The organism is Bradyrhizobium sp. ORS 86, from assembly GCF_045571475.1.
Classification (GTDB): Bacteria; Pseudomonadota; Alphaproteobacteria; order Rhizobiales; family Xanthobacteraceae; genus Bradyrhizobium.
The window spans coordinates 3,794,893-3,817,235 of the sequence record NZ_CP120699.1; the positions used below are offsets into that span (position 1 = coordinate 3,794,893).

Consider the following 22,343-nt stretch of genomic DNA (forward strand, 5'->3'; position numbering starts at 1 on the left):
CTCGTTTGTTGCGGATCGGGCTAGCCGCGTCCGCGGTAGGGCGCGACACCCTGATCGGGAACCCAAAGGCCTTTCGGCAATCGCCCGGTCTGGAAGAACACATCGATCGGGATGCCGCCGCGTGGATACCAGTAGCCGCCAATGCGCAGCCATTTCGGCTTGATCTCGTCTGCGATCCGGCGGCCGATCATGACGGTGCAATCTTCATGGAACGCGCCATGGTTGCGGAAACTTGCGGCGTAGAGTTTCAGCGATTTGGATTCGAGCAGCCAGCGTCCCGGCGCGAAGTCGATCACCAAATGTGCGAAATCCGGCTGTCCCGTCACCGGGCAGATCGAGGTAAATTCGGGGATGGTGAAGCGTACCAGATAATCGGTACCAGCCTGGGGGTTGGGAACGCGATCGAGCTTCGCCTTCTCCGGCGCGTCGGGCCATTCCACCGCACGGCCGAGTTGCAGGTCGGGGGAGGTGGTTGATTTGCTGGGCTTCTTCGCCATTAGGGTCTCCGTTTGGCTCTCATAGAGCATGATCCGAAAAAGTGGAAATCGGTTTTTCTGCAAATCAACCCCATGCAAAGGACGGCAATGGCGGAGCAGTCACCCGGCCTTTTCCCCCTCGATGCATTGCGCTAGAAGCAGCGCCATCCGACCCCTCACTGCCATAAGAGGTTCACATGACTGCCATCATCGACATCATCGGCCGCGAAATCCTTGATAGCCGCGGAAATCCCACGGTCGAGGTCGATGTGGTGCTCGAGGACGGGTCGATCGGCCGCGCCGCGGTGCCGTCCGGCGCCTCCACTGGTGCGCATGAGGCGGTGGAACTGCGCGATGGCGACAAATCGCGCTATCTCGGCAAGGGCGTGCAGAAGGCCGTTGAGGCCGTCAACGGCGAGATCTTCGAGGCGCTGAGCGATTGCGCCGTCGAAGACCAGGTCGCGATCGACCAAGTCATGATCGATCTCGACGGCACGCCGAACAAGAGCCGATTGGGTGCCAATGCCATCCTCGGTGTGTCGCTCGCCTGCGCGAAGGCTGCGGCCGAAGCCCACGATATGCCGCTCTATCGCTACGTCGGCGGCACTTCGGCGCGGACGCTGCCGGTCCCGATGATGAACATCATCAATGGCGGCGTGCACGCCGACAATCCGATCGACTTCCAAGAGTTCATGATCCTTCCGGTCGGCGCCGGGACCTTCGCCGAGGCGCTGCGCTGCGGCTCGGAAATCTTCCATACGCTGCGTGCCGAACTGAAGAAGGCCGGCCACAACACCAATGTGGGCGACGAGGGCGGTTTCGCACCGAACCTGCCGACCGCCGATGCCGCGCTCGACTTCATCATGAACGCGATCGGCAAGGCCGGCTACAAGGCGGGCAACGACGTCATGCTGGGCCTCGACTGCGCCTCCACCGAATTCTTCAAGGAAGGCTCTTACGTCTATGGCGGCGAGAACAAGACTCGCTCGCGTTCGGAGCAGGTCAAATACCTCGCCGATCTCGTCGGCCGCTATCCGATCGTCACCATCGAGGACGGCATGTCCGAGGATGACATGGACGGCTGGAAGGAATTGACCGACGCCATCGGCAAGAAGTGCCAGCTCGTTGGCGACGATCTGTTCGTCACCAACGTGACGCGCCTTGCCGACGGCATCAAGAACGGACGCGGCAATTCGATCCTGATCAAGGTCAACCAGATCGGCACGCTCACCGAGACGCTGGCCGCCGTCGAGCTCGCCCACAAATACGGCTATACGTCGGTGATGTCGCACCGCTCCGGCGAGACGGAAGATTCCACCATTGCCGATCTCGCGGTCGCCACCAATTGCGGGCAGATCAAGACCGGTTCGCTGGCCCGTTCAGATCGCACCGCCAAGTACAACCAGTTGCTGCGCATCGAGCAGCAGCTCGGCCCGCAGGCGAAATATGCCGGCAGGTCGGCCTTGAAGGCGCTCGCTTAGCGCCCCAACTGATCCAAACTTGAACAAACACAAAAAGGGGAGGTCGGGATGAGTGACGGTAAAAGCGGTCTGCAATTGCGCTCGCTGCTCAAGCGGAACGGTGAGCTTGAACTATCGCTCGTGAACGTCCCGACCCCCGAGCCGGGCCCCGACGAGGTCGTGGTCCGCGTCGAGGCGACGCCGATCAATCCGTCCGACCTTGGCCTCCTGATCGGCCCAGCCGACATGTCGACCGCGAAAGTCTCTGGTACTCGTGAGCTGCCGGTGGTGACGGCCCGGGTTCCCGAGGCGGCGATGGGCGCCATGGCGGCGCGGCTCGACGACTCCATGCCTGTCGGTAATGAGGGCGCCGGTGTGGTGATCCGGACCGGGTCTTCAGACAGCGCCAAGGCGCTGATGGGGCGCACGGTCGCGATGATCGGCGGCGCGATGTATGCGCAATACCGCACGCTGCGGGTCAACGAATGCCTGCCACTGCCCGATGGCACCACCGCGGCCGAAGGCGCATCCTGCTTCGTCAATCCGCTGACCGCGCTCGGGATGACCGAGACCATGCGGCGCGAGGGGCACAAGGCGCTGGTGCACACGGCGGCGGCATCCAATCTCGGCCAGATGCTCAACAAGATCTGCCTCGAGGACGGGATTGGTCTCGTCAACATCGTGCGCAGCAAGGAGCAGGCCGACATCCTGCACAAGATCGGTGCGAAGCACGTCGTCGATTCCACCGCGCCGGGCTTCACCGACGATCTCACCAACGCGCTGGTCGAGACCGGCGCGACCATCGCCTTCGATGCGATCGGCGGCGGCAAGCTCGCAGGCCAGATCCTGGTCGCGATGGAGGCCGCCATCAACAGGAGCGCAAAGGCCTACAGCCGTTATGGATCCAGCGTGCACAAGCAGGTCTACGTCTATGGCAGCCTCGACACCCGGTCGATCGAACTGCCGCGCGGCTTCGGCATGGCCTGGGGCGTCGGTGGCTGGCTGCTGTTCCCGTTCCTGATGAAGATCGGACCGGAGGCGGGCAACAAGCTGCGCCAGCGCGTGCTGGCGGAATTGAAGACCACCTTCGCCAGCCACTACACCAAGGTGGTGTCGCTGCAGGAGGCCTTGCAACTCGACAACATCGCCGTTTACGGCAAGCGCGCCACCGGCGAGAAATTCCTGATCAATCCGAACAAGGCGATGTAAAGCGACAGGTCACTCGCGCTCGAACGCGAGACTGCTGGAGCGCCTGTGACGCTCCAGGGCGTGGCCGATCAACACATCCATGAGCGCGGACTGCGGCAGTCCGCTCGCTTCCCACAGCCGTGGATACATGCTGATGTTGGTGAAGCCGGGAAGGGTGTTCGCCTCGTTCACGAATGCCTGCTCGCCGTGCAGGAAGAAATCGATCCGCGCCATTCCTTCGCAACCCAGCACGCGAAACGTTCTGATGGCGAGCTCCCGGATGCGATCTGCGACCGGCGACGGAACTTCGGCCGGCACCTGCAGCAAGGCGCCATCCGCGTCGAGATACTTCGCGTCGTAAGAATAGAAGCCGTGCTTGTCGGATGGCACGATCTCGCCGAGCTGGGAGGCGCGAACGGCGCCATCGGCATGTTCGAGGACCGAGCACTCGACCTCCCGTATCGGCGCGAGGCATCGCTCAATCAGGATCTTGCTGTCGAAGCGAAACGCTAATCTGCAACAGGCGTCGAATTCGGCGGCCGTTCGCGCTCTCGACACCCCGACCGATGAACCCATGTTGGCCGGCTTGACGAACACCTCGGGCGACCCTACGGCAGCGACCGCATCGTCATAGCCGAGCGGGCTTGCCGCCGACATGGCGACGTATGGCACGATCGGCAATCCAGCGTCGCGCATCAGCCGCTTCGCGACATCCTTGTCCATTGCGGCCGCTGATCCCATCACGCGCGAGCCGACATAGGCCACATCGGATAGTTCAAGCGCGCCCTGCACCGTGCCGTCCTCGCCGTTGGGCCCGTGCAGAACCGGGAAGACGACATCGAATGCCGGCAATTCCTGAACCCCAGCCGCATCACCGTCGAGTACGAGCGTGCGGCCTTGTCCTCCCGGCAGCAGGACCAGTCGCGGTCCATCGTCCGGAATGGTCAGCGCACTGCCTCCGGTGCCGATGCCGTTTCCCACGCGGGCGACGATCCAGCGGCCATCCCGGGTGATGCCGACCGCCGTGACGTCATACCGATCCGGATCGAGCGAGCGCAACACGTTGGCCGCGGAGGCCCGCGACACGTCGTGCTCGGCGGAGCGTCCGCCGAACAGGATCGCAACTCGCGTTTTGCGTTCTGCCATCGTCTCGCGCCTCGTCGGTAAGCCGCATCATGCGAGAATGCGCCTTGCAATATATTGGGACGAACATGTCGATAATTTGCCACCGACACGGACTGTCCGCGGATATGCGCTTGGGGGCATTGCCGCGTTGTTTTCACGAGCCGGTCCGCTGCCGACGGGGCGACAATTGCCCCTTGGCTAAACCTGGCGGCTGAGTGATCGTGCAAGCACAAATTCAAAAACGCTGCGTTTCCGGAACTGCACGATCCATGCACTTGCATCTTTATAACCGCACCGGTAGGTGAGGGCCGCCGGTCCCGTTTCACGCGCACAATCCGAGGAAAATGCTATGGCCTATAACATCGTCACCATCGTCGGCAGCCTTCGCAAGGAGGGCTGGTCGCTCAAGATCGCCAACGCGCTGGCCAAGCTCGCGCCTAGCTCGCTGAAGCTGGACGTCACGACGCTCCACGGCATTTCCTTCTTCAATCAGGACCTCGAGGCGGCGCCGCCGGCGGACTGGCTCGCCTTTCGCGAGAAGCTGCAGAAATCGAACGGCGTGCTGTTCGTGACCCCCGAATACAACCGATCGATCCCCGGCGTGCTGAAGAACGCCATCGACGTCGGCTCGCGCCCCTATGGCAAGAGCTCGTTCAACGGCAAGCCGACCGGCATCATCTCCAACTCGCCGGGGCCACTCGGCGGCGTCAGCGCGGCCAAGCACCTGCAGAACATCCTGCCGGGTATCGCAGGACCGATCCTGCAGCAGCCGGAGATCTATCTGAACGGTGTCGGCGACGGCTTCGACGAGAAGGGTGAACTGGTGAAGGAGTCCCTGAAGACCGTGCTGCAGCAGTACCTCACGGCGTATGCGGCCCACGTCGAGGCGCACAACAAATAGGCGCCGGAAACAAGCGGCCGAGTTTGCTCTTAAGTGTCCATTAACATGGCCGCCCCAAGGTGGCGGCCATGGTCTCCCGCACGCGACTCAAATCGATCCTGACCGGGCTCGCCCTCTATACGCTGGCGGCGCTGATGGTCGGCTATTTCGGGGTCAATGCCTATACCGGCAAATACGGCCTGAACGCCCGGCAGGAGCTCGACCAGGAGATCATCGCGCTGACCTCGGAGCTGGCGCGGCTGAAGAAGGAGCGCACGGAGGGTGAGCAGCGGGTGTCGCTGTTGCGCTCGGACCGAGTCGATCCCGACATGCTGGATGAGCGTGCGCGCTTCCAGCTCGACTATGTCAACCCGCACGATCTCGTTCGGATCAACAAGCCGAACTGACGCGCTCTCAAAATTTCAAAATTCGATCGCGCGACATCACAAAAATGTCGTGCCGCGTTGCAGTGCGGCATGGCAACATTCCGTCCGGCGAACGCAATCCTTCCAAGGCGATTTGAGTTGGGTTAGAGAGGGTTCATCGACTTCTCTCATCCGGAATTGCCATGGCCGCACCCAAGAAAAGCGTCGCAAAGGAAGCAGCACAGGACAAGGCAGGCTCTCCGCCCGAATTCACCAAGGAGCAGGAACTCAAGGCGCTGCGCGACATGCTGCTGATCCGGCGCTTCGAGGAGAAAGCCGGCCAGCTTTACGGCATGGGTGCGATCGGAGGCTTCTGCCATCTCTACATCGGCCAGGAAGCGGTCGTGGTCGGCATGCAGATGGCCTTGGAGCTGGGTGACGAGGTCATAACCGGGTACCGGGACCACGGTCACATGCTGGCGACCGGCATGGAAGCCAAGGGTGTGATGGCCGAACTGACCGGACGCCGCGGCGGCTATTCCAAGGGCAAAGGTGGCTCCATGCACATGTTCAGCATGGAGAAGCACTTCTACGGCGGTCACGGCATCGTCGGTGCGCAGGTGTCACTCGGCACTGGGCTCGCGTTCGCCAACCGCTATCGCGGCAATAGCGCCGTCAGCGTGACCTATTTCGGTGACGGCGCGGCTAACCAGGGCCAGGTCTACGAAAGCTTCAACATGGCGGAGCTGTGGAAGCTGCCGGTGATCTACGTCATCGAGAACAACCGCTACGCCATGGGCACCTCGGTGTCGCGCGCGTCGGCGCAGCAGGATTTCTCCAAGCGCGGTGCCTCCTTCAACATCCCCGGCAGGCAGGTCGACGGCATGGACGTTCGTGCGGTGAAGGCTGCCGGTGACGAGGCCGTGGCGTGGTGTCGCGGCGGCAACGGCCCCATCATCCTGGAGATGCAGACCTATCGCTATCGCGGTCATTCGATGTCCGATCCGGCGAAGTACCGCACGCGCGAGGAGGTCGAGAAGGTCCGCCACGACCAGGATCCGATCGAGCAGGTGCGCAACCGTTTGCTGGCCGGTGGCGCGAGCGAGCAGGAGCTCAAGGCGATCGATGCCGAGGTGCGCGAGATCGTCAACCAGGCCGCCGACTTCGCGCAGCACGACCCGGAGCCGGATCCGTCCGAGCTCTACACCGACGTCTACCGCTGATCCCACCGCGCAGAAGAACTTTCAAGACCGATTTCGGAGCTGATATGCCCATTCAAGTGCTGATGCCTGCGCTGTCGCCCACCATGGAGAAGGGCAACCTCGCCAAATGGCTGAAAAAAGAAGGCGAGACCATCAAGTCCGGCGACGTCATCGCCGAGATCGAGACCGACAAGGCGACGATGGAAGTCGAGGCCACCGATGAGGGCACGCTCGGCAAGATCCTGATTCCGGAAGGCACTGCCGACGTCGCGGTGAACACACCGATCGCGACCATTCTGGCCGACGGCGAAAGCGCCGCCGATCTCGCCAAGGCACCGGCCACGCCGGCGCCGCAGCAGAAGGCTGCTGAATCGGCGCCTCCCGCCGAGGCGAAGGCGGAAGCGCCGCAACCGAAGCCCGAGGCGAAGGCGCCGGCCGTGCCCGCCGCCGAGGCGCCGCCGGACCTCGACATCCCCGCCGGCACCGAGATGATTACGCAGACCGTCCGCGAAGCCTTGCGCGACGCGATGGCCGAGGAGATGCGTCGCGATGGCGACGTCTTCATCATGGGCGAGGAGGTCGCGGAATATCAGGGCGCCTACAAGGTGACCCAGGGGCTGTTGCAGGAATTCGGCGCGCGGCGCGTAATCGATACACCGATTACCGAGCATGGCTTCGCCGGCGTCGGCATCGGTGCGGCGATGGCCGGGCTGAAGCCGATCGTCGAATTCATGACCTGGAATTTCGCCATGCAGGCGATGGACCAGATCATCAACTCCGCCGCCAAGACGCTGTATATGTCCGGTGGCCAGATGGGCTGCTCGATTGTGTTCCGCGGGCCGAACGGCGCCGCCGCCCGCGTCGCCGCCCAGCACAGCCAGGATTATGCCGCCTGGTATTCGCAAATCCCGGGCCTCAAGGTGATCGCGCCGTATTCGGCCGCGGACTACAAGGGCCTGCTCAAGGCCGCGATCCGCGATCCCAATCCCGTGATCTTCCTCGAGAACGAGGTGCTCTACGGCCACACTGGCGAGGTGCCGAAACTTCCCGACTTCGTGGTGCCGATCGGCAAGGCGCGAATTGCACGCGCCGGCAAGGACGTCACCATCATCTCGTGGGCGATGGGCATGTCCTACGCGTTGAAGGCCGCCGACGAACTCGCCAAGGAAGGCATCGAGGCCGAGGTCGTTGACCTCCGCACGATCCGTCCGATGGATACTGAAACCATCGTCGCGTCGGTGAAGAAGACCGGCCGGGCCGTGACGGTGGAGGAGGGCTGGCAGCAGAGCGGCGTCGGCGCCGAGGTTGCCGCGCGGATCATGGAGCACGCCTTCGACTATCTGGACGCGCCGGTCGCGCGCGTCTCCGGCAAGGACGTGCCGATGCCCTATGCCGCCAATCTGGAGAAGCTCGCATTGCCTTCCGTCGCCGAGGTGGTCGAGGCCGCCAAGGCCGTCTCCTACCGGTAAGAAGCCGATGGCCGGTCCCCAGGAACAGCCGCTTCCACCCGATGTGATGGGCCGCGACGACGCGATCGAGGTGCTGCGCGCCTTCGTCGTCGACGGCGGCCTGTCGATCGCATTTCAGCGCGCCTTCGAGGAGCCGGACATGTGGGGGCTGATGCTCGTCGACATCGCCCGCCACGCCGCGCGCGCCTATTCGCGCGAGAGCGGATACACCGAGGACGAGGCGCTCGCGCGCATCGTCGAGATGTTTGAAGCCGAAATCGCCCGGCCGACCGACATGGGCAAGACCATGCCGCGGTCGCAACAAGGTCACTGACAATGCCGATCAACATTCTCATGCCCGCGCTGTCGCCCACGATGGAGAAGGGCAACCTCGCCAAGTGGCTCAAGAAGGAGGGCGACAAGGTCAAGTCCGGCGACGTGATCGCGGAGATCGAGACCGACAAGGCGACGATGGAAGTCGAGGCGGTCGACGAAGGCACGATCGCGAAGATCCTGGTGCCCGAGGGGACGCAGGACGTGCCGGTCAACGACGTGATCGCGGTCATGGCTGGCGATGGCGAGGACGTGAAGGCGGCGGCCAGCGCGGGCGCTGCTGCGGGCGGCGGCGCGCCGGCACCGAAGCCGGCCGAGGCGCCGAAGCCCGCGGCGGCCCAACCTGCAGCCACCCCGGCACCGGCGCCGAAACCTGCACCCGCACCCACGCCGGCGCCCCAGGCCGCTGCCGCTCCAGCCGCGCAGGCCAACGGTCACGCCCGGATTTTCTCGTCGCCGTTGGCGCGCCGTCTGGCAAAGGAGGCGGGCATCGATCTCGCCCGCATCACTGGCACCGGCCCGCACGGCCGCGTCATCGCGCGCGACGTCGAGGACGCCAGGTCCGGCAAGGGCCTGAAGGCACCGGCGGCCGCGCCTGGCGCTGCACCCATCATCGCACCGTCGATGTCGGACAAGCAGATCCTGGCGCTGTTCGAGCCGGGCTCCTACGACGTGGTGCCGCATGACGGCATGCGCCGCACCATCGCGCAGCGCCTGACCGCTTCGGTACAGAACGTCCCGCACTTTTATCTCACCATCGACTGCGACATCGGCAAGCTGCTTGCCGCGCGCGAGGAGATCAACGCGGCGGCGCCAAAGGACAAGGAGAAGAAGCCGCTCTACAAGCTCTCGGTCAACGACTTCGTCATCAAGGCGATGGCGGTCGCGCTGCAGAAGATCCCGAACTGCAATGTGAGCTGGACCGAGAGCGGCATGCTCAAGCACAAGCACTCCGACGTCGGCGTCGCGGTGGCGATGCCGGGCGGCCTGATCACGCCGATCATCCGCAAAGCGGAGACCAAGACGCTATCGGCCATCTCTAACGAGATGAAGGATTTTGCGACGCGCGCCCGCGCCCGCAAGCTGAAGCCGGAGGAATATCAGGGCGGCACCACGGCAGTGTCCAACCTCGGCATGTACGGCATCAACCACTTCACGGCGGTGATCAATCCGCCGCACGCGACCATCCTCGCGGTCGGCACTTCGGAGGAGCGCCCGGTCGTGCGCGGCGGCAAGATCGAGATCGCGCACATGATGAGCGTGACGCTGTCCTGCGACCATCGCGCGATCGACGGCGCACTCGGCGCCGAGTTGATCGGCGCGTTCAAGCAGCTCATCGAAAACCCCGTGATGATGATGGTCTGACGAGAAGCAGCCATGTACGTGATGTCAGGTCCGTACGTCCTGCTCGCCGTCATCGCCATTGCGTTGCTCGTCGCGGTTAACCGCGACCTCATATCCACGATCCAGTTCAGGATCATGATCATCGGGACCGGCGTGCTTGCGCTGGTTTGGTCCGTGCTGCTCGGCGCGGTCTGGCAGGAGTACAGGTAATGGCCGATACATCGTTCGACGTCATCATCATCGGCTCCGGGCCAGGGGGCTATGTGACGGCGATCCGCGCCGCGCAGCTCGGCTTCAAGACCGCGATCGTCGAGAAGGCGTATCTCGGCGGCATCTGCCTGAACTGGGGCTGCATCCCGACCAAAGCGCTGCTGCGCTCGGCGGAGATCTTTCACTACATGCAGCACGCCAAGGACTACGGGCTGTCGGCGGAGAAGATCTCCTACGATCCGAAGGCCGTGGTGCAGCGCTCGCGCGGGGTCTCGAAGCGCCTCAACGATGGCGTCGGCTTCCTGATGAAGAAGAACAAGGTCACCGTGATCTGGGGCGATGCCACGATCGATGCGCCCGGCAAGCTCACGGTGAAGAAGTCGGCGGTCGAGGCGCCGAAGGGCGCCAGCGGCGAGGGCACTTATCAAGCCAAGCACATCATCGTAGCGACCGGTGCGCGTCCGCGCGTGCTGCCGGGTCTCGAGCCGGACAAGAAGCTGGTCTGGACCTATTTCGAGGCGATGGTGCCGGAGCGGATGCCGAAGTCACTCCTGGTGGTCGGCTCCGGCGCGATCGGCATCGAGTTCGCCTCGTTCTTCCACACCATGGGCGCGGACGTCACCGTGGTCGAGGTGCTGCCGCAGATCCTGCCGGTCGAGGACGCGGAGATCGCAGGCCTCGCGCGCAAGCGCTTCGAGAAGATGGGAATCAAGATTCTCACCTCGACCAAAGTGACAAAGCTCGAGAAGAAGGCCGATAGCGTGGTCGCGACCATCGATGACGGCAAGGGTCAGCCGCAGATCAAGGAGTTCGAGCGCGTGATCTCCGCGGTCGGCGTGGTCGGCAATATCGAAAATCTCGGGCTGGAGAAGCTCGGCGTCAAGACCGACCGCGGCTGCATCGTGATCGACGGCCTCGGCAAGACCAACATCCCCGGCATCTATGCGATCGGCGACGTCGCGGGTCCGCCGATGCTCGCGCACAAGGCCGAGCATGAGGGCGTGATCTGCATCGAGGCGATCAAGGGCTTGCATCCGCACCCGATGGACAAACTGATGATTCCGGGCTGCACTTACTGCAACCCGCAGGTCGCCTCCGTCGGCCTGACCGAGGCCACGGCCAAAGAGGGCGGCCGCGAAATCCGCGTCGGCCGCTTCCCGTTCGTCGGCAACGGCAAGGCGATCGCACTCGGCGAGGACCAGGGCCTGGTCAAGGTGGTGTTCGACAAGAAGACCGGCCAGCTCTTGGGCGCCCACATGATCGGCGCCGAGGTCACGGAGCTGATCCAGGGCTATGTCGTCGCGATGAACCTGGAGACTACGGAAGAGGAACTGATGCACACCGTGTTCCCGCATCCGACATTGTCCGAAATGATGAAGGAAGCGGTGCTCGACGCCTACGGCCGGGTGCTGAATATTTGACGGGTGGAGCACGGCGGCGCTCCGAAGACCGTGGCAATTCCGTCATCCTGAGGCGCTCGCGAAGCGAGCCTCGAAGGATGCACGGCCCAGATCGAACAGCGGGGCCCGTCGCCCTTCGAGACGGCCGCTTTGGGGCCTCCTCAGGGTGACGGGACCGGCAGCAGTGAACACAAGAGCAAGAAAGAGCGCATCTCGTGAAAGACAACGACAACCTCACCATCGAACGCCCGACCTTCGTCACCCATCTCGAATGCGCGATGGAGGGCGATCATTATCCGGCGGACCAGGTGCACAACCTCTCCAAGGCCGGCAAGCCGCTGTTGGTGCGCTATGACCTCGCGGGCGTGAAGAAGGCGCTGACGAAGGACGCGCTGGCGCAGCGTCCGGCCGACATGTGGCGCTATCGCGAGCTGTTGCCGGTGCGCAAATGCAAGGACATTGTCAGCCTCGGCGAGGTCACGACGCCGCTGATCCGGTTGCCGAAGCTCGGAGCCAGGCTTGGCGGCGGCGAAATCATCGTCAAGGACGAGGGGCGGTTGCCGACAGGATCGTTCAAGGCGCGCGGCCTGGTGATGGCGGTGTCGATGGGCAAGGCGCTCGGCATCAAGCACATGGCGATGCCGACCAACGGCAATGCGGGTGCGGCGCTGGCCGCCTATGCGACCTCTTGCGGGATCAAGACGACGATCTTTTGCCCGGCCGATACACCGGAGGTGAATGTCAGCGAGATCGAGCTGCAGGGCGCGACGGTCTACCGCGTCAACGGCTACATCGACGACTGCGGCAAGATCGTCGGCGAGGGCAAGGCCAAGGTCGGCTGGTTCGATACCTCGACGCTGAAGGAGCCGTATCGGATCGAGGGCAAGAAGACGATGGGGCTCGAACTCGCCGAGCAGCTCGGCTGGGAGGTGCCCGACGTGATCTTCTATCCGACCGGCGGCGGCACCGGTCTGATCGGCATGTGGAAGGCGTTCGACGAGCTCGAGAAGATCGGTTTCATCGGCGCCAAGCGCCCCCGCATGGTGGCGGTGCAGGCCTCGGGCTGCGCGCCGATGGTGCGCGCCTATGAGGCTGGCACCGAGCATGCGGCGCGCTGGGAGGATGCCCACACCATCGCCTCCGGCATCCGCGTGCCGCAGGCGATCGGCGACTTCCTGATCCTGCGCGCCGTGCGCGAGAGCAAGGGTTTTGCGATTGCCGTCGACGACGACAAGATCTCCGCCGCGCTGAACGAGGTCGCGCGCGAGGAGGGCCTGCTGCTGTGCCCCGAGGGCGCCGCGACTTATGCCGCCTATAAGCAGAGCCTCGCCGACGGCCGTGTGACCAAGAATGACCGCGTGATGCTGTTCAATTGCGCGAGCGGCCTGAAATATCCGTTGCCGCCGGTCACCCGGACGCTGGACCGGCACAAGCCGATCGACTTCTCGCAGTTCTGACGCATCGTCCGAAGGGCCATCTTGTCGAAAGGTGGCCCTTCAAAAATGATAGAACAAACACATCGGGGAGAGGGTGATGCGGAGACTGGTTCTGATTGCGCTGGCGATTCTGGCACTCACCGGCATCGCCTCGGCGGAAAAATATCCCTCGCATCCGATCACCATCGTGGTGCCGTTTGCCGCCGGTGGGCCTTCGGACGCGATGGCGCGCATTCTCGGCGAGCGCATGAAGCAGTCGCTCGGCGAGGTGTTGCTGATCGAGAACGTGACGGGGGCGGGCGGCTCGATCGGCGTCGGCCGCGCAGTGCGCGCGGCGCCGGACGGCTACACCATCTCGTTCGGCCATCTCGGCACCCACGTCGCGAATGGTGCGATCTACAAGCTCGGTTACGACCTCGTCGGCGATCTGGAGCCGGTGGTGCTGCTGCCGAGCAATCCGATGATCATCGTCAGCAAGAACGCCGTGCCGGCGAAATCCCTGAAGGAACTGCTGGAGTGGCTGAAGTCACGGCCGTCGCCACCGACTGCGGGCACCGCGGGCGCCGGCAGCGGCAGCCACATCGCCGGGCTGTATTTCGAGAATGTCTCGGGCATCAAGCTGCAATACGTGCCGTATCGCGGCACCGGACCCGCGCTGAACGACCTCGTCGCAGGCCAGATCGACATCATCGTCGATCAGACCTCGAACTCGATCAACCAGGTCCGCGCCGGCACCATCCGTGCCTATGCGGTGACCGACTCCAAGCGGGTCGAGAACGCACCCGACATTCCGACCGTCGATGAGGCCGGCCTGCCCGGATTGCACATGACGCTGTGGTCGGGACTCTGGGTGCCCAAGGGGACGCCGAAAGAGATCGTCGCCAAGCTCAACGCCGCGGCGGTCGAGGCGATGAACGATCCGGCGGTGAGGAAGCAGCTCGAAAATCTCGGCCTGCAGATGCCGCCGAACGATCAGCTCACGCCGGAGGCGCTCGGCGCCTGGCAAAAGGCGGAGATCGCCAAATGGTGGCCGATGATCAAGGCCGCCAATGTGAAGGTGGATTGAGGCGCGGTCTTTCCACGCGTGGTCCCGACGAAAGCCCTGCTTCGTCGGGACAACTTCGTTGGTTCACTGCGATGGGATTGCCGTATCCGCCGGCGCCGCATTCGTTTCCTGCGTGACAACGCCATCGCCGGTCTTCGCCACCGCGGAGTCGGCGTCTTCGAACCGCGCGCGATAGACGGCGAGGTTCTCCATCACCCGCTGCACGTAGTTGCGCGTCTCCGAAATCGGGATCCGCTCCACCCAGTCGACGGGATCGACGTTGGGGTCGCGCGGGTCGCCGTAGGCTTTGATCCAGTCGCGGACGCGGCCGCGGCCGGCGTTGTAGCCGGCGAAGATCATGATGTGACAGCCGCGATATTCCGACTGCAGCGCGCTCAGCTCGGCGGCGCCCATCTGAGTGTTGTAGACGGGATCGGAGACCATCCGGCCCCAGTCATAGCTGACGCCGAAGCGCTTGGCGGTGTCGCGGCCGGCCTCCGGCGTCACCTGCATCAGCCCGACCGCATTGGCCGACGACTTGTCGCGCTGGTCGAACGCGCTCTCGGTGCGCGCTACCGAGTAGGTCATGCTGCGCCCGATATCAGGTGCGATCGGGCTGTGCTTGGGAATGCCGATGATCGGGAAAGCGTAGTGGTCGAGGGCAAGGCCGCGCGCGAGCGCGATCTTGCCGATCTGCAGCATGGCGCGGGCATCGTTGCGCCGGCCGGTCAGCTCGCCCAGTGCCTGCAGCACATCGACGTCGGAGCTTTGCTCGGCGAGGTCGGCGACGAAGTAGAGCACGACGTCGGGTTCGCCGATCTCGTAAAGCATCTCGGCGGCGCGGACCCGCTCGTCGCCGGCGGCCCGGGCGGCCAGCGCAGTCGGCGAGGGCGCGTGCAGGCGGATGCTGTCGCGCCCGAGCTTTGCAAGCGCAAGCTGACCGTAATAGGCGGTGGGGTAGCGCGCTGCCGCCTCGTAGTCGGCGCGTGCGGCCGTCGTGTCGCCGAGCGCCTCTGCGGCCCGTCCGCGCCAATAGGCGGCGCGTGACAGCACGGTTGGATTGATCTGGCCTTCATCGATCCGCGCGAAATGCGCCGCGGCGGTCTTGGGGTCACCGAGATAGCGCAGCGCGATCCAGCCCAGCATGAAGTGCATGTCGGATCGGTAGTATGGGTTGTCAGGCAGCGCCGCGGGGCGGATCACGTCGTAGGCGGTCTGGAACTTGCCCTGGTCGAGCAGCTTCCGCGCGAGCAGGCGCCGCTCGCGCCACCATTGATCCGTATCCTGCTGTGCCATGGTCTCCGGCGCCGCCGCGATCGTCACGCGGGCCGCGTCGTCGATCCTGTTCTGCGCCATGAGCCACTGGATGCGGCAGAGCGTGTAGCCGAGATCATGGCGGGCATCGGCCGGGACGTCGTCGAGGGCGTCCTCCGCATCCTTCGATTGCGCGCGCACGGCGCCACAGGCTTTCACGATCGCCAGATCGTCGCTGCCGAGCCGTTTCGCGGCGCGCCGGGCGCCGGCCAAGTCCTTGGCGCCGATCCGTTTGTCCATTCGCGCGCGATGGTCGTCGCTTGTCAGTAGATCTTGGAATGCGGCGTAGGCATCGCTTTCGGTGCGATCGGTGAGTTCGTCCGACCGCCAGGCCTCACGGACCAGCCTTGCTGCACCGTCGCGGTCGCCCTCGGCGAGCCGCACGCGCGCGAGTGCGAACTTGCCCTTGGCGCTGATCGGCTGATCGAGTGTGAAACTATGGACCGTCGCAGCGTCGCTGCGCTCCTGCCATAGGCGTGCTTCCGACTGACGGCGCAACTGCGGCATGCTCGGCCAATCCGGATTGGTGGCAATGAACGCAGCATAGCGACTGAAATTCGCCTGAGACTCGGAGTGGCGCAGCAGATACCACTCGACGAGCTTGCGCCCGACCGGGTCGGTGATCCTGGACTGGATGTCTGTTGCGTCGCTGGTTTTACCCCTGCGCGCCGCGAGGATCGCGTCCTTGATCGAGGCAAGATCGCCTGAGAGCTGCGGAGCCGTGGGCTTCTCTGGAGAGGTGGCCTCGTTGCTGTCTGCAGACTTCGACGAGCTGGACTTGGCGTTCGCGGATTTGCGCTTGGCGCCGCCGCGCTTCGCATGCCGGCGCTTGCCGGACGTCGTTTCACGCGCCTCCTTGTCCTGCGACGCGTTGGTGCCATGCACCGTGTCAGCGGCCTTCGAGCTCTTGGCTGGGTGCTGGTGATGCGGCTTCGCGTTCACCTTGATCGGAAGCACGGCGAATACGGCGGCGGTGGCGACGCACGCCAGCGGACGTAGGCAATGGTTCATTCCCTGGTCCCCCCTGCGAAACCATCAGGCACAAACACGCTTCATACGCGGCACGATCGACCGCAGATTATCAGACCCCGATCCACAACCCCTTAAGACTGCCGCAACTCAACAGGGAAAACGCGGCGAAATGTGGAATTTGAAGTACGGAACCTAGGGGAACCCAAAGTTCCATTCTGGTAGAACCGACAGGAGCCTGTGAAGGTCGGTGGAGCGACGCTGGAGGATCCATGACGAGCGAGCGGCGACTGAAAACCATCCTGGACGGCGGCCGCTATTTCGAGGGCCCGCGGTGGCACAACGGTCGGCTCTGGTTCGTCGACTGCATGGCGCGGACGCTGCTCAGCACGAACCCGTCCGGCGAGCGGCAGGAACATGCCGCCGTGACCGACGACACGCCGTGCGGGCTCGGCGTGCTGCCCAACGGCAACATCGTGGTGCTGACGATGTTCAAGAAACGGCTGCTGCGCTTTGCTGACGGCAAGCTCTCGCTCTACGCCGATCTCTCGCAACTCGCGACTGGCACGATCGACGACATGATCATCGACGGCCAGGGCCGAGCCTATGTCGGCGATCTCGGCTTCGATCTGCCGCCGCCGGATGGACGCGGCGCGGTCGGCCGGATCATCCTGGTGATGCCGGATGGCAGCGCGCGCGTCGTCGCCGATGGCTTGCGCTTTCCCAACGGCATTGCCGTCTCGTCCGATCATCGCCGGCTCGTCGTCGCCGAAATGGACGGCGCGTGCCTCGCCGAATACGACGTCGCGCCGGACGGCAGCCTGCGGCTGCGCGGACGGCTGGGCCGCATGAGCGAGCCCGACGGCATCTGTCTCGATCGCGACGGATCGGTCTGGGTCGCTTCCTTCACCGAGGATGCCTTCATCAGGATCGGTCGCGACGGCGCCGAGCGGGAGCGCATTGCCGTCCCCGGTCGTCGCGCGCTCGCTTGTGTGCTCGGCGGGGCCGAGCGGCGAACATTGTTCTGTCTGAGTGCCGCGACCTCGTATGAGGACCTGCGCAAAGGCAAGTCAGCGTCGCGGATCGATGTCGTCGAGGTCGAAACGCCGGGGGACGGTTATCCCTAGGACCAGCATCCGTCACGCGCAAGACGTGCCTGGTTCCCCCGCAGCATCATAAGGACAGGTAATACATGGTTGTTCAGCGGCCACGATTGTGCTGTTGCCGCAACAGCTCCTGAACATTTAACCTTACATTGAGCCGACCCTTGTGCTCGCCGCTTTTTAGCCACACCCCTTCATGAGAGCATGTTCATAAAGTGGATTTCACCAGCGCGCGTGATGACGTCGGGACATTTTTGATCCTTCCGGCGTTTGGGCGTGAGGGGGCTGGGAAACAGGTTTACGCGATGGACGCCAAGACGAACATCAAGGTCAGGCTGCCGAGCCGTCATGTGACGGAAGGGCCCGAACGCGCGCCGCACCGCTCGTATCTCTACGCCATGGGGCTGACGACAGCCCAGATTCATCAACCATTTGTCGGCGTTGCTTCATGTTGGAATGAAGCGGCTCCGTGCAACATCTCGCTGATGCGTCAGGCCCAGGCGGTGAAGAAGGGGGTGGCATCGGCCGGTGGCACGCCGCGGGAATTCTGCACCATCACAGTCACTGACGGCATCGCGATGGGCCATGATGGCATGCGCTCGTCGCTGCCGTCGCGCGAATGCATCGCCGACTCAGTCGAACTCACCGTCCGCGGCCATGCCTATGACGCGCTGGTCGGGCTTGCGGGCTGCGACAAGTCGCTGCCGGGCATGATGATGGCGATGGTGCGGCTGAATGTCCCCTCGATCTTCATCTATGGCGGCTCGATCTTGCCCGGCAACTTCCGCGGGCAGCCGGTGACCGTGCAGGACATGTTCGAGGCGGTCGGCAAGCACTCGGTCGGCGCGATGTCGGATGAGGATCTGGACGAGATCGAGCGGGTAGCGTGCCCTTCGGCCGGCGCCTGCGGCGCCCAGTTCACCGCCAACACCATGGCGACCGTCTCCGAGGCGATCGGCCTGGCCCTCCCGTATTCCGCCGGAGCCCCGGCGCCCTACGAAATCCGCGACTCCTTCTGCGCCGCCGCCGGCGAGAAGGTGATGGAGCTGATCGAGAAAAACATCCGGCCACGCGACATCGTGACCCGGGAATCTCTTGAAAATGCAGCGGCTGTCGTGGCGGCCTCCGGCGGCTCGACCAATGCTGCACTGCACCTGCCGGCAATCGCGCACGAGTGCGGAATTAAATTCAATTTGTTCGATGTTGCCGAAATCTTCAAAAAGACTCCTTACGTCGCGGATTTGAAGCCGGGCGGCCGTTATGTTGCCAAAGACATGTTTGAAGCTGGTGGCATTCCGCTGCTGATGAAGACGCTGCTCGACAATGGCCACCTGCACGGGAATTGCCTGACCGTCACGGGCCGAACGATCGCCGAAAACCTCAAAAGCGTGAAATGGAATCCGCACCAGGATGTGGTGCGGCCGGCCGACAAGCCGATCACCGTGACAGGTGGCGTTGTCGGGCTGAAGGGTAATCTCGCTCCGGAGGGTGCGATCGTGAAGGTCGCGGGTATGTCCAATCTGAAGTTTACCGGTCCGGCCCGGTGCTTCGATCGCGAGGAAGACGCCTTCGAGGCCGTCCAGAAGCGCACCTACAGGGAAGGCGAGGTCATTGTCATCCGCTACGAGGGTCCCAAGGGCGGCCCCGGCATGCGGGAGATGCTGGCGACCACGGCGGCGCTGACCGGGCAGGGCATGGGCGGCAAGGTCGCGCTGATCACGGACGGCCGGTTCTCCGGCGCTACTCGTGGCTTCTGCATCGGCCATATCGGCCCTGAAGCGGCCGTCGGCGGGCCGATCGCCTTATTGCAGGACGGCGACATCATCGAGATCGATGCTGAGGCCGGTGTTCTTAACGTAAATTTGAGCGACGCCGAACTCGCAAATCGTAAGACCAAATGGGCCCCTCGCGCGACGAACCATACATCTGGTGCGCTGTGGAAGTACGCCGAGCAAGTGGGGCCGGCGGTGGATGGCGCTGTCACCCATCCGGGTGGCGCGCACGAGAAACAGTGTTATGCGGACGTTTAGGCGTACGATATTGGCGTTTGCGTTAGGGGCCATTCCAGTGGCGGGCCCCGGATTCGGATTCGACGGAGCCCCGGTCAACCCGAAGGATACGGCGCTTCCGGTGGTTTCGCCCCAGCCGGGTACGGCGGCCGCCCTGAAGCGGACCGCGGCGCCGGCCGCTTCGGTCGACACCCTGTCGAACTCCACGGTGATGTCGCTGGCCGAGAGCGGCCATCCGATCGCGCAGTGGAAGCTCGGCAAGATGTACGCCGATGGCGACGGGGTCGCGCAGGACGATCTGCGGGCATTCGAGTATTTCAGCCGGATTGCCAATGCCCATGCCGAGGATTCGCCGTCGGCGCCGCAGGCGTCGGTCGTGGCGAACGCCTTTGTGGCGCTCGGCCGCTACTATCTGAGCGGCATTCCCAATTCCAAGATCAAGCCGGACACCGAGCGCGCGCGGGAGATGTTCTCCTATGCCGCGTCCTATTTCGGCAATGCCGACGCCCAGTATGACCTCGCCAGGCTGTATCTGAAGACGCCCGACGCCTCGCGGGACGATTTCCGCTACGGCGCCCGCTGGCTTGGCCTCGCTGCGCAGAAGGGCCAGCACCAGGCACAGGCGCTGCTCGGCCAGATGCTGTTCAACGGCGACCGCCTGCCGCCGCAGCGGGCGCGCGGCCTGATGTGGCTGACGCTGGCGCGCGACAGCGCGACGCCGGATGAGACCTGGATCAAGGAAAGCTATAACCGGGCGATCGCCAAGGCCTCCGACGACGATCGTGCGATGGCACTGCAGATGCTCGAGCACTGGGTGCAGGGCCGCCGGGACTAATTCCCTGACGGCCCTCGCGCCGTCAGTCGTGCTCGTAGCCATAGACCTCCGGCAGGATGAAGATCGCGGCGAGCAGCCCGATCAGCGGGAAGATCGCGACGAACAGCGTCGCATTGGCCTGGCCGATCGCTGCGAACAGCGACGGGAACAGGAAGATCGCCAGGAACGACGGCAACTTCACGAACATGTAGGCGAAGCCCGATGCAGTGCCGCGATATTGCGGCCTGGCGACCATAGTCGGGATCGTCATGCAGTTCGAGGCGTCCCAATAGTGGCCCCACAGCATGCCGGCAGCCGCGAACGGCAGGATGTATTTGTGATCGGTGTAAAGCGCGGCGGCCGCAACCAGCAGCGAGACCAGCACGATCCCGAAGCCTGCGATGGCGATGCCGCGGTGGCCGATCTTCGGCGTCAGCAACGGTCCGACCCAGCCTGACACCGCGGCGAAGGTGAACAGCGCCATGGTGACGAGATTGTTGCCGAGCACGGTCGAGACGCCGACCATCGCGAACAGCACCGGCAAATAGAAGGCGAAGGTGGAGAACTCGCTGCCTTGGGCGAAGCAGGCGATCCAGCCGTACAGCGTGGCACGCCAGCGGATCGGATCCTTGCGAAGATCGGCGATGAAGGCAGAGGTGCTCGGCTTCGGCATCACCACGTCCTGGTCGGGCAGCATTGCGAGGTCGTCGTTGTACATGTGCCGCGCGACCTGCTTGGCCTCGCGGAAACGGCCTCGCTGCACCAGCCACACCGCAGTTTCGGGCACGTCGTGGCGCATGATCAGGATGATGAGGGCAGGGACGGCGCCGAGACCGAGCGTCACGCGCCACAGCGTCTCGTGCTGCATGTTGGTGAGCAGGAACAGGATGATGACGCCGATAGTCAGCACCTCGCCGACCGCGAACATGAATTGCCAACGGTTGCCCATGACCTCGCGGTCGCCCTTGGCCATGGATTCCATGATGTAGGTGTAGCCGGTCGAGATGTCGCTGCCGAGCGGAATGCCGAGCAGGAAGCGGATCACGATCAACCAAGTGACGTTTGGCACGACGGCCTGCGCCAGTGCCAGCACGATGAACATGATCATGGTCGCGATGAACATCACGCGGCGGCCGATCTTGTCGGACAGCCAGCCGCCGATCAACGCACCGATCAGCGCACCGCCCTGCGTGCCGGCGGCGGCGAGGCCGAGCATCAGCGGGTCGGGATTGTACTGCTCCTTGATGAAGATCAGCACGAAGGCGATCGAGTAGAGATCCCAGGCTTCGACCAGGATCGAGGCCATCATCAGCCAGCCGACCTTGTTACCCTTGGGGCTGTAGTTCGTGACGAGGTGGCGGACCGCGCCGTCGATTGCCGTTTGCTGCGGAAGTGCCATCGTGGTCATTGCCATTCCTCTCGTTGTCCGTTGAAGTGTCACGCGCCCAGCAGCGGCTCGATGCTGCAATCGAGCAGCCGCGGATCGATGCCGGCTTCCATGCCCTCGAACATCGTATCCATATGATCGATCAGCGCGTCGCTCGCAGCCATCGCGCGGTCAACGCGGCGGTTGGCCACCGCGTTGAGAATGGCGAGATGGCTGTCGATGGTGCCCGCCAGGTCGGCTTGTCCGGGCATATAGCTGTGATGGATGAAGCCGATGCGGCGGTAGATGGTGTGCAGCGGCCGCAACGTGTGAGCCAGAAAAGGTTCGCCGGCGGCGGCCAGGATCAGGCTGTCGACGCGACGGTCGAGGCTGTTGAATTCGTCGAGCGTCAGCGTCGCCCGCTTGTCCTTCATGACCCGCTCAATGTGCAGGGCCTGATTGCGATGCGAGAGGCTGGCGCGCTCTGCCGCGAGGCGAATGACGAAGCGCTCGAGGTCACGGCGCAATGCCAGCAGCAGGCGCTCGCGCGCCAGGTCGATCGGCGCAATTTGTAGTCCGTGGCGCGGGCGGATGGTGATCAGTGTGTCGGCAGCCAGGGTGCTGACGGCGTTGTGCACCGGCGTGCGGCCGAAGCCGGTGAGAGTCTGCAGATCCTGCACGGTGAGGAATTGGCCCGGCCTGAGCTCGCAATTGACGAGTAGGTCCTCGATCCGCTGATAGGCGAGTTCGAAAAAATTGACGCGGTTGCGCCGGCCAGGGGCTTCATCGCCATCGCCGGGACGCACGATTTGAAGCGCACGCTTGCGCCGTACCATTGCCTTCCTCCCGCCGGCCC

The 22,343-nt window shown here is 64.2% G+C and carries 20 protein-coding genes; 15 read left to right on the forward strand and 5 right to left on the reverse strand.

What is annotated here, in order from left to right:
* Positions 1–20: 20 nt before the first annotated feature.
* Positions 21–497 carry a preQ(1) synthase gene (queF, locus tag P6U25_RS17480; RefSeq protein WP_407152355.1) on the reverse strand — a complete coding sequence of 159 codons (477 nt, stop codon included), beginning with the start codon at positions 495–497 and terminating at the stop codon, positions 21–23.
* Positions 498–673: 176 nt separating this feature from the next.
* Between queF and eno the strand changes: the two genes are divergently transcribed.
* Both eno and P6U25_RS17490 read left to right on the forward strand, forming a co-directional pair.
* Positions 674–1,957 carry a phosphopyruvate hydratase gene (gene eno / locus P6U25_RS17485; RefSeq protein WP_407152356.1) on the forward strand — a complete coding sequence of 428 codons (1,284 nt, stop codon included), beginning with the start codon at positions 674–676 and terminating at the stop codon, positions 1,955–1,957.
* 48 nt (positions 1,958–2,005) lie between these two features.
* Entirely contained in the window at positions 2,006–3,145 is a 1,140-nt protein-coding gene (locus tag P6U25_RS17490; RefSeq protein WP_407152357.1) for a zinc-binding dehydrogenase, read from the forward strand.
* Between the two features lie 9 nt (positions 3,146–3,154).
* Here the strand turns inward: P6U25_RS17490 and P6U25_RS17495 are convergent, their stop codons facing one another.
* Positions 3,155–4,270, reverse strand: coding sequence for a D-alanine--D-alanine ligase family protein (locus P6U25_RS17495; protein WP_407152358.1), 1,116 nt, complete (start codon positions 4,268–4,270; stop codon positions 3,155–3,157).
* 328 nt (positions 4,271–4,598) lie between these two features.
* On the opposite strand from P6U25_RS17495, the gene P6U25_RS17500 reads away from it, so the two are divergent.
* The 10 genes from P6U25_RS17500 (at position 4,599) to P6U25_RS17545 (ending at position 13,933) form a co-directional block, all read left to right on the forward strand.
* Positions 4,599–5,150: an NADPH-dependent FMN reductase gene (locus tag P6U25_RS17500; protein ID WP_407152359.1), complete on the forward strand. Its 552-nt coding sequence runs from the start codon at positions 4,599–4,601 to the stop codon at positions 5,148–5,150.
* A gap of 68 nt (positions 5,151–5,218) precedes the next feature.
* Positions 5,219–5,536 (forward strand): FtsB family cell division protein, encoded by a 318-nt coding sequence (locus P6U25_RS17505; protein ID WP_407152360.1) that lies wholly within the window; start codon positions 5,219–5,221, stop codon positions 5,534–5,536.
* A 161-nt stretch (positions 5,537–5,697) separates the two neighbouring features.
* Positions 5,698–6,717, forward strand: a complete 1,020-nt coding sequence (gene pdhA / locus P6U25_RS17510; protein ID WP_407152361.1) for a pyruvate dehydrogenase (acetyl-transferring) E1 component subunit alpha — start codon at positions 5,698–5,700, stop codon at positions 6,715–6,717.
* 44 nt (positions 6,718–6,761) lie between these two features.
* Positions 6,762–8,165: a pyruvate dehydrogenase complex E1 component subunit beta gene (locus tag P6U25_RS17515; protein ID WP_407152362.1), complete on the forward strand. Its 1,404-nt coding sequence runs from the start codon at positions 6,762–6,764 to the stop codon at positions 8,163–8,165.
* Between the two features lie 7 nt (positions 8,166–8,172).
* Positions 8,173–8,478, forward strand: a complete 306-nt coding sequence (locus P6U25_RS17520; RefSeq protein WP_407152363.1) for a DUF5076 domain-containing protein — start codon at positions 8,173–8,175, stop codon at positions 8,476–8,478.
* A 2-nt stretch (positions 8,479–8,480) separates the two neighbouring features.
* The gene (locus P6U25_RS17525; RefSeq protein WP_407152364.1) at positions 8,481–9,842 is read left to right on the forward strand and encodes a pyruvate dehydrogenase complex dihydrolipoamide acetyltransferase; all 1,362 of its coding nucleotides are present in this window, start codon (positions 8,481–8,483) and stop codon (positions 9,840–9,842) included.
* A 12-nt stretch (positions 9,843–9,854) separates the two neighbouring features.
* On the forward strand, positions 9,855–10,031 hold the full coding sequence (locus P6U25_RS17530; protein WP_407152365.1) for a hypothetical protein: 177 nt from the start codon (positions 9,855–9,857) through the stop codon (positions 10,029–10,031).
* Complete coding sequence (lpdA, locus tag P6U25_RS17535) at positions 10,031–11,452, forward strand: dihydrolipoyl dehydrogenase (protein ID WP_407152366.1); 1,422 nt, start codon at positions 10,031–10,033, stop codon at positions 11,450–11,452. Before P6U25_RS17530 ends, lpdA begins: the two co-directional genes overlap by 1 nt.
* A gap of 194 nt (positions 11,453–11,646) precedes the next feature.
* Positions 11,647–12,888 carry a threonine synthase gene (locus tag P6U25_RS17540; protein WP_407152367.1) on the forward strand — a complete coding sequence of 414 codons (1,242 nt, stop codon included), beginning with the start codon at positions 11,647–11,649 and terminating at the stop codon, positions 12,886–12,888.
* Positions 12,889–12,964: 76 nt separating this feature from the next.
* Positions 12,965–13,933, forward strand: a complete 969-nt coding sequence (locus P6U25_RS17545; RefSeq protein ID WP_407152368.1) for a tripartite tricarboxylate transporter substrate binding protein BugD — start codon at positions 12,965–12,967, stop codon at positions 13,931–13,933.
* A gap of 63 nt (positions 13,934–13,996) precedes the next feature.
* On the opposite strand, the gene P6U25_RS17550 is transcribed toward P6U25_RS17545, so the two are convergent.
* Positions 13,997–16,237 (reverse strand): transglycosylase SLT domain-containing protein, encoded by a 2,241-nt coding sequence (locus P6U25_RS17550; RefSeq protein ID WP_407152369.1) that lies wholly within the window; start codon positions 16,235–16,237, stop codon positions 13,997–13,999.
* Between the two features lie 230 nt (positions 16,238–16,467).
* On the opposite strand from P6U25_RS17550, the gene P6U25_RS17555 reads away from it, so the two are divergent.
* The 3 genes from P6U25_RS17555 (at position 16,468) to P6U25_RS17565 (ending at position 20,142) form a co-directional block, all read left to right on the forward strand.
* The gene (locus tag P6U25_RS17555) at positions 16,468–17,322 is read left to right on the forward strand and encodes an SMP-30/gluconolactonase/LRE family protein (protein WP_407152370.1); all 855 of its coding nucleotides are present in this window, start codon (positions 16,468–16,470) and stop codon (positions 17,320–17,322) included.
* Positions 17,323–17,603: 281 nt separating this feature from the next.
* Positions 17,604–19,328: a dihydroxy-acid dehydratase gene (gene ilvD / locus P6U25_RS17560; RefSeq protein WP_407152549.1), complete on the forward strand. Its 1,725-nt coding sequence runs from the start codon at positions 17,604–17,606 to the stop codon at positions 19,326–19,328.
* A complete protein-coding gene (locus P6U25_RS17565; protein ID WP_407152371.1) occupies positions 19,315–20,142 on the forward strand; it encodes a tetratricopeptide repeat protein in 828 nt (275 codons plus the stop codon). The genes ilvD and P6U25_RS17565 overlap by 14 nt, the downstream gene beginning before the upstream one ends.
* A 22-nt stretch (positions 20,143–20,164) precedes the next feature.
* On the opposite strand, the gene P6U25_RS17570 is transcribed toward P6U25_RS17565, so the two are convergent.
* Complete coding sequence (locus tag P6U25_RS17570) at positions 20,165–21,529, reverse strand: MFS transporter (RefSeq protein ID WP_407152372.1); 1,365 nt, start codon at positions 21,527–21,529, stop codon at positions 20,165–20,167.
* A 29-nt stretch (positions 21,530–21,558) separates the two neighbouring features.
* A complete protein-coding gene (locus P6U25_RS17575) occupies positions 21,559–22,323 on the reverse strand; it encodes a GntR family transcriptional regulator (protein WP_407152373.1) in 765 nt (254 codons plus the stop codon).
* Positions 22,324–22,343: the final 20 nt, after the last annotated feature.